The sequence below is a fragment of the Gelidibacter sp. genome (assembly GCF_035577925.1).
Classification (GTDB): Bacteria; Bacteroidota; Bacteroidia; order Flavobacteriales; family Flavobacteriaceae; genus Gelidibacter.
This window is the reverse complement of record NZ_DATJCY010000275.1, coordinates 1-8,232: the sequence shown is the minus strand read 5'-3', so window position 1 is coordinate 8,232 and position 8,232 is coordinate 1. Positions and strand designations below refer to the sequence as shown.

Annotated in this window: 8 protein-coding genes; 5 read left to right on the top strand and 3 right to left on the bottom strand. The window is 35.0% G+C overall.

The annotated features are described in order from the left end of the window. On the top strand, positions 1-773 hold a 773-nt coding region (locus VNJ50_RS10825), incomplete at its 5' end, for a nucleoside phosphorylase (RefSeq protein WP_325581756.1). Between the two features lie 112 nt (positions 774-885). Then, a complete protein-coding gene (locus tag VNJ50_RS10820; RefSeq protein WP_325581754.1) occupies positions 886-1,740 on the top strand; it encodes a substrate-binding domain-containing protein in 855 nt (284 codons plus the stop codon). 250 nt (positions 1,741-1,990) lie between these two features. Here the strand turns inward: VNJ50_RS10820 and VNJ50_RS10815 are convergent, their stop codons facing one another. Further along, on the bottom strand, positions 1,991-2,656 hold the full coding sequence (locus VNJ50_RS10815; RefSeq protein WP_325581752.1) for a uracil-DNA glycosylase: 666 nt from the start codon (positions 2,654-2,656) through the stop codon (positions 1,991-1,993). Positions 2,657-2,766: 110 nt separating this feature from the next. Between VNJ50_RS10815 and VNJ50_RS10810 the strand changes: the two genes are divergently transcribed. From VNJ50_RS10810 to VNJ50_RS10800, 3 genes are all read left to right on the top strand, one after another. Then, positions 2,767-4,929: an endonuclease MutS2 gene (locus VNJ50_RS10810; RefSeq protein ID WP_325581750.1), complete on the top strand. Its 2,163-nt coding sequence runs from the start codon at positions 2,767-2,769 to the stop codon at positions 4,927-4,929. A gap of 45 nt (positions 4,930-4,974) precedes the next feature. Then, the gene (locus VNJ50_RS10805; RefSeq protein ID WP_325581748.1) at positions 4,975-5,391 is read left to right on the top strand and encodes a thiol-disulfide oxidoreductase DCC family protein; all 417 of its coding nucleotides are present in this window, start codon (positions 4,975-4,977) and stop codon (positions 5,389-5,391) included. Positions 5,392-5,515: 124 nt separating this feature from the next. After that, on the top strand, positions 5,516-6,421 hold the full coding sequence (locus tag VNJ50_RS10800; RefSeq protein ID WP_325581746.1) for an EamA family transporter: 906 nt from the start codon (positions 5,516-5,518) through the stop codon (positions 6,419-6,421). Positions 6,422-6,518: 97 nt separating this feature from the next. Here the strand turns inward: VNJ50_RS10800 and VNJ50_RS10795 are convergent, their stop codons facing one another. Continuing rightward, the gene (locus VNJ50_RS10795; protein ID WP_325581744.1) at positions 6,519-7,964 is read right to left on the bottom strand and encodes a dicarboxylate/amino acid:cation symporter; all 1,446 of its coding nucleotides are present in this window, start codon (positions 7,962-7,964) and stop codon (positions 6,519-6,521) included. 61 nt (positions 7,965-8,025) lie between these two features. Next, positions 8,026-8,232, bottom strand: a 207-nt coding sequence (locus VNJ50_RS10790) for a chorismate synthase (RefSeq protein ID WP_325581742.1), incomplete at its 5' end; no start/stop codon positions are given.

Below are 8,232 nucleotides of genomic sequence, written 5' to 3'. Positions count from 1 at the left end.
TTGGTGATCCCGATCGTGTGGACAATGTCACAAAACATTTTGACCATATAGAATTTCAAACTAAAAAAAGAGAATTCCATACCCAAACCGGAACTTACAAAGGCAAGCGCATCACCGTTATTTCTACTGGTATCGGTACTGATAATATTGACATTGTATTTAATGAATTGGATGCGTTGGTCAATATCGATCTAGAACGTCGTGAAATAAAAAAAGAACTACAATCTTTAGAAATCATAAGAATTGGCACCTCTGGATCGATTCAAAAACAAATCCCCGTAGATTCATTTTTAATCAGTGATTATGCCGTAGGATTTGACAGTTTACTTCATTTTTACAATAGCGAACACGTTCAATATCCGGTTATTTCAGAGGCGTTGATGGAACACACCAATTGGAGTCCGTTAAAATCAAAACCTTATGTTGTAAAATGTGATACATCATTATATAATAAATTCAGTTCGGATAAAACTGTAAAAGGTTTTACGGCAACCAATGTCGGATTCTACGGGCCACAAGGTCGTATTTTGAGATTGTCACTTCAAGATAATGATCTTAATGACAAGCTCGCAAGTTTTAATTACAACAAAATGCCCATTACCAACCTTGAAATGGAAACGGCAGGAATCTATGGCTTAGCTTCACTTTTGGGCCACAAAGCACTATCCATGAATGCCATTATTGCCAACCGTGCAACAGGCGAATTTAGCAAGGATCCAAAAAAACTTGTTGAAGCATTGATTCTTTATACCTTAAACAAATTAGTCAAATAATCTGATAATCAATCTATTACCCCAAATCAAAACTCCTTTAAGATTATTTTTTTAGAGGTTTGAAACTATTAATTTTCATCCCTTTTATAATGGGAAATGATAAATATTTTTAATGAAAACAGTAACTATTGGTGGCGTTCCAGAACATTTTAATTTGGCCTGGTATTTAACACTAAAAAACGGTGAATACAAAGCAGAAAACATCAACCTGAAATGGAACGATTACCCTAGCGGAACCGGTGCCATGACTGAAGCGCTTAGAACAGGTGAAATTGACATGGCCGTTATCTTAACGGAGGGAATCGTTAAGGATATTGCCGAAGGAAATCCGAGTAAAATTGTTCAGGTTTTTGTAGAATCACCTCTAATTTGGGGCATCCATGTTGCCAAAGATTCTAAATTTAAAACGGTTCAAGATCTTAGAGGAAAACGTTGTGCCATTAGCCGTTATGGCTCAGGCTCACATTTAATGGCGTATATCAATGCTGAAAATCATGGTTGGGACATTAAAAACGATCTTAATTTTGAAGTCATCCAAGATATGGAAGGTGCCATAAAAGCACTGAACAATGGCGATGCCGATTATTTTATGTGGGAAAAATTCATGACCAAACCCGTGGTGGATTCTGGGGTGTTTAGACGTATCGCAAATTGCCCAACACCTTGGCCTTGTTTTGTTATTGCTGTAAGAAATGAATTTCTTGAAGCTAATGAAACGACCGTAAAGCTCATTTTGGAAACCATCAACAATACGACCATCGATTTTAAGGAGATCCCAAGTATTGACCGAATGATTGCCAACCGATATGCCATACAACTGGACGACGTTCAGGAATGGCTTTCATTAACCGAATGGTCACAGCAAAACCTTGATACAGCTACAGTCAAAAAAGTACAAGAAAAACTAATAAAACTGGATATTTTATCAGAATCAAAACCTTATACACAGATCGTCAAAAACCTATAACCACTTGTCAATCCATAATTTTCTAAAATTTATTAAACAAATTAGCTAATTCATTAAAAATGTGTACCTTTGCGATGCCCAATTGCCAAATCTACCGTTTGGCGAAAATTAAAAATCATGATCGTAACCATCAGTTTAATCGTCGCTTTCTTAGTTATATTAAATTTTGCATTACTTATATTTAGTTGTAACAAAATAACTAAAGTTGAAACTTCAAAAATTAATTCCGTAAAACAACAGTTTACTTTAACTACCAGACAATTGGAGTCTCACCAGCTTGTTGCAGCAGCAAATTAGTTTTACTAAAACACTTATTACCAAACCAATACCCTCTATTAGCACTTAAAGGCGATGGATGGCCTGAGGTGAGAATAACATGTTTTTTAGAATCTATATGTTTTGCCTTTTTGATAGCAAAACCACCCCAAAGTAAAAAGATAACATGTTCTTTCTGATCACTTACTGATTTAATAACCTGATCTGTAAACGTTTCCCAACCTTTATTTTTATGACTTCCCGCCGCACCTTCCCTAACGGTCAAAGTGGCATTTAATAAAAGAATCCCTTGTTTTGCCCAAGATTCCAAATTGCCAGATATAGGATAAGGTTTGCCCAAATCAGTTTCCAGTTCCTTAAAAATATTTCTGAGAGAAGGCGGATGTGCCACACCATCATTGACCGAAAAACACAATCCGTTAGCTTGACCTGCACCATGATAAGGATCTTGGCCAATAATCACCACTTTAACCTGATCCAACGAGCACCAATTGAAAGCATTAAAAATAGCATCTGGTTCAGGATAGCAATTATATTTGGCATATTCTTGTTGTACGAACGTATCCAACGCTTTAAAATAAGGTTTTTCAAACTCAGGTTGTAATAATTGCTGCCAACTTAGAGGTATATTTATGTTCATGACGTTTTGTTTATGATAAAAATAAGTGGATTTGAGTAGCCCTTAAAATTTATATCGCAAAACTTTAATTTTCCTTAAATTTGAACCTTGTTAAAGAATCATCCAAGAGCATGCACATTCAAGAAAAAACCTTAAAAGATATAGAATTTCACACCGTACTAGAGCAAATGTCTTCCTATTGCCTTACACATTTAGGCACAGAAAAAGCATTGCAATGTGCTCCATTTTCTAAAAAGGATGATTTATTAATAGCTCTGGCTCGTACAAACGATTATCTGGCATCTTTTGAAAACGATAACCGAATTCCAAACCATAGTTTCGAACCTATTACCAAAGAAATTCAATTACTAAAAATTGAAAACTCCTATTTAGAAACCAGTAGTTTTAAAAAAATTAAAGCGATTTCCACGACTTGCAATGAAATTATTGGTTTTTTAAAAAAATTTAACACCTATTATCCACATCTTTTTGAATTTGCATCAGCCATTCCAATAACAACAGAATTAATTGTTCAGATAGATGCTATTATCGATCGTTTTGGAGATGTTAAGGACCAAGCTTCCGAAACACTTTTTACGCTACGACAAGAAATAAATAGCGTCAGAGGGAAAATCAACCAAAGTTTTATGTCGGCGTTGAATGCATATAGCGCTATGGACTATCTGGATGATATCCGAGAATCCGTAGTTGAAAACAAACGAGTTTTGGCTGTTAAAGCCATGTACAGACGAAAAGTGAAGGGTAGTATTTTGGGAAACAGTAAAACCGGAAGCATTGTTTATATTGAACCCGAAGATACCTTTAAGCACACGCGCGAACTCAATAATTTGGTTTTTGAAGAATCGGAAGAAATCACTCGAATTTTAAAGGAACTCACCAATTACACAAGATCGTTTAGAGATTTACTCAAAGATTACCAAGAATTTTTGACCGAATTGGATGTCATTTTTGCCAAAGCCAAATATGCTGCGTCCATCAATGCCATTTTACCTGAAATTGCTGAAGATAGGACCTATGAACTAAAAGATGCCGTTCATCCATTGCTTTATATTTCCAATAAGAAGAAAAAACTAAAAACCTTTCCACAATCGATCCTATTGCATCCAGAAAATCGGATTATCGTAATTTCAGGTCCTAATGCCGGTGGAAAAAGTATCACTCTAAAAACCGTTGGATTACTGCAAGTCATGTTGCAAAGTGGCCTTTTAATTCCAGTTCATGAACGCAGTAAAGTTTGTTTATTTGATCGGATCTTAACCGATATTGGCGACAACCAATCCATTGAAAATCATTTAAGTACGTATAGCTACCGATTAAAACAAATGAATTACTTTTTAAAAAAATGCAATAAAAACACGCTTTTTTTAATCGACGAATTTGGAACAGGAAGTGATCCTGAATTGGGCGGTGCACTTGCCGAAACATTTTTGGAAGAATTTTACCATCGTGAATCCTATGGGATTATCACAACCCACTACTCCAACCTGAAAGTTTTGGCCAATGAATTGCCGTATATGCAAAACGCCAATATGATGTTTGATGAAAAAAGCTTGGAGCCTATGTTCAAACTTGCTTTAGGCCAAGCCGGAAGTTCTTTTACTTTTGAAGTTGCTCAAAAAAACGGAATTCCATTTGGACTTATCAATCGTGCTAAAAAGAAAATAGAACGCGGAAAAGTGAGGTTTGATGCCACCATTGCAAAACTTCAAAAAGAACGATCAAAACTCGAAAAAACAGAACGTTCACTAAAATTAAACGAACGCAAAAAACTGGATGAAACTGAAAAACTAGAAGAAACCAATCTCAAAATTCAAAAAAAACTCGAGAGCTATCAAGAATTGTACGACAGCAACCAACGCTTGATTTATTTGGGCCAAAAAATGAATGATTTGGCCGAACGTTATTTTGAAAATAATCAAAAACGCGAATTGATGGGCGAATTGTTTAAAATGGTCCAAATTGAAAATTCTAAGCGCAAAAAGGTTTCTGCACAAGCCAAAAAGGTTCAAAAGGCAAAAGAGCAAAAAGTTATTAAGGAAGTTGAGAAAACCATAGAGGTTATACGAGAAAAAAAGAAAGCTGCTAAAGTTAAAATTGCCAAAACACCACAGCCAAAACCCATTTTTAAAATTGGTGATCGGGTGCGTTTACAAGATGGAAGAGCCATTGGAAGTATCGATAAACTTGAAAAAAACAAAGCGGTCATCAATTATGGCATGTTTACAACAAACGTTAGTGTAGAACAGTTAGAATTGGTGGAAGCTGCGAAGTAGAATTTTAATAGTTCCGCTGAGCAATTAAAAACGAACGAAAACATCATGCGTATAAATTTGGATAAAAACCAAAAACTCATTCTTTTTGATGGGGTTTGCAACCTTTGCGATGCCTCAGTGCAATACGTTATTAAACATGATAAAAACGATGTATTTCGCTATACTGCTTTACAAAGTGAAGTAGGTCAATTCATTATCAAAAAGTTTAATGTTGATACTTCCAAAACCGATTCTATTTTACTTTATTCTCCGGAAAACACCATTTTTTATAAATCGACAGCAGCGTTAAAAATTGCATCCAAACTTGGTTTTCCAAGAAATCTAATGGCTATTTTTTTAATTGTCCCCACATTTATCAGAAACTTTGTTTATGATTTTATCGCCAAAAACAGATATAAATGGTATGGTAAAAAAGAGGAATGCATGATTCCAACACCAGAATTGAAATCCAAATTTTTATAAAAAACAGAAAAATACTGCACTCGTATTTTTCCATTGCTAAGAATTCTTGCCTATTTAAAAACAATTAACGTTAGCACGTTAAACTGAATAGCAATACCTTTGCAAGCTTATAAAAATTCAGTCAATGAACTCAAAATATTATATCGCAGTAATTTCTGCCTTCACAATTTGGGGCTTTTTTAGTATAGTATTAAAAGCTCTCGATGATTTTTCGGCGTTTGATATATTGAGTTATCGCACTTTGGGTTCGTTGGGAATAATGCTTATTGTTTCATTGCTCTTCAGACCTAAAGTATTGAAATCTAACATCAAAATATTTAACTCGTTTGGGAACAAGGACAAAAAAAGAATTATAATCACCAATATCCTTAGTGGGTTGTTTTTAGCTCTCAACTGGTACATATACATATACGTAATGAATAATGTAAGTGTGAGCGCAACATCTTTGGCATATCTCATTTGCCCAATCCTGACAATGGTTTTGGCGTTTTTTATTCTGAAAGAAAAGTTATTTAAACTTCAGTGGATTGCTGTTATTTTAAGTGGATTTGCGTGCTTGCTACTTTCCTTGGGCAATATTACAGATTTATTTTACAGTATGATTATTGCACTTTCATATGCGTTGTATTTGATCCTTCAAAGAAAAAACCATGATATCGATCGATTTTTAGTATTGACATTTCAAGTATTTGTAGCTGTTATTCTACTTCTTCCATTTATAATTTCTTATGATTCACCCAACGAAAAAACACCGTTTTTCTATGGAATGTTGGCATTAATTGCTGTAGTTTTCACCATTATCCCAATGTATCTTAATATATATGCATTAAAAGGTTTAAACTCGGCGGTGGTCGGTGTTTTTATATACTTGAATCCATTACTGAATTTTGCTTTTGCTATTTTCTATTTCGACGAAAAAGTAAGTGCGCTAGAAGCAATTTGTTACCTTCTCATCCTCATTTCTATTTTTGTTTTTAATTTCTCAGTGATAAAAAACAGAATCAATAGAAAACGTGCTGCGCATATTTAAAATGATGACACAAGTGTATTCTTAAAATAGAAACAAACCTGAAATTTAAAATTTTTGCTGATTTTACTAGAGAGCAGTCAATATATTAACGTACTGATTAAGATTCTACCTCAAAAGTATCTGATTGATTGCTTTTCTCCTGATAGTCCAGCATGTTTTCGCCATCTGCAATAATACAGCACACCGCAGCATCGCCAGTTACGTTGACCACTGTTCTAAACATATCCAAAATACGATCTACCGGAAATATAATAGCTATCCAAGCAGGATTGAGTCCAACTGAATCCAAAACTATAATTAACATAACCAAGCCAGCACTTGGCACTGCAGCCGATCCTATTGAAGCCAATGTCGTTGTTAACACCACTGTTAACTGCTGACCTATAGTAAGATCGATCATGTGCAATTGTGCTAAAAATATAACGGCAACGGCTTGATAAAGACTCGTGCCATCCATATTTACCGTAGCACCTATGGGCAATACAAAACTGCTTATTTTTTTGTCAACACCAAGATTCTGCTCCACACACTCCATAGTTACCGGAAGTGTTGCTGCACTACTTGATGTGGAAAAAGCCAACGTCTGTGCCGGGCTCATGGCTTTAAAAAACCCAAAATAAGGGAATTTTCTAACAAACACTTTTAAAATACTTGGGTAGACTATAAAAATCATAGTGACAAGCCCTAATAATACGGTCAAGGAATACCAGCTTAATCCTTTAAATATTTCAACAACTTTACCAATATCATCGCCTGCCATTTTGCTCACTACGCCGGCCAGCAAAGCAAAAACAAAAAATGGAGCAGCTTGCATGACCATATCCACCATTTTAAGAAACACCTCATTAATTCCGTCAACAAGTTTTAAAACCGGTGCAGATTTTTCATTAGGTATAAACAATAAACAGACTCCAAAAAAGATGGCAAAAAAGATAATCTGCAGCATCAATCCGTTATTGGATAATGAATAAAAGAAATTATCTGGTACAACATCAATCAAAGGCTGTAATGGCGATATCTCCTTTTGTTTATCTGCCGTTTCAATTTTATCAGAAATAGATGCTTCTTTCAAATCGTTTTTAGTAAGATTTGAAATAACCTGAGCTCTTTCAAAATACTGAGGATCATGCAAATAATTAATACCGTCCTTGATTTCATAACCTTGCGAACCTGCCCAAATTTCATAATTGATTCGGTTATCAATTCGGCTTTGCTCATCAATCAACTTTCCCGGTTTTAAAGTATTGACCAGTACCAAGCCCAAAGAAATAGCAAAAATAGTAGTCACCATATAAAGAAGCAAAGTCTTCCCTCCCATTCTTCCTAAACTCGAAGGATCACCAATATTGGCCACACCACTAATTATTGAAAACAGAACTAATGGCACTGCAATGAGCTTCAATAAATTGATGAATATTGTACCAAATGGGTCAATCCAATCAATGGTAAAGGAACTCCATCCCATAAAACTAGACAATAGCGCCCAGCATATACCGAGAATCATTCCAATAATAATTTTCCAATGCAATGCCAGTCTTTTCATAATATAATATTCTTAAGTAGTTAGTTAGTTTAAAAATTAATTGGTACTAAAATTAAGGAGGCTATTTACGAAACAACTCCTGGCTTCTTAAAAGCTGATAATCTGCCAATACCAATGCTGCCATAGCCTCTACAATAGGAATTGCTCGTGGTACTACACACGGATCATGTCTTCCTTTTCCTTGCATTTCAACAATAGCTCCTTTATTATCGAGTGTGTTTTGTTTTTGAATTATTGTGGCCACAGGCTTAAATGCCACTCTAAAATA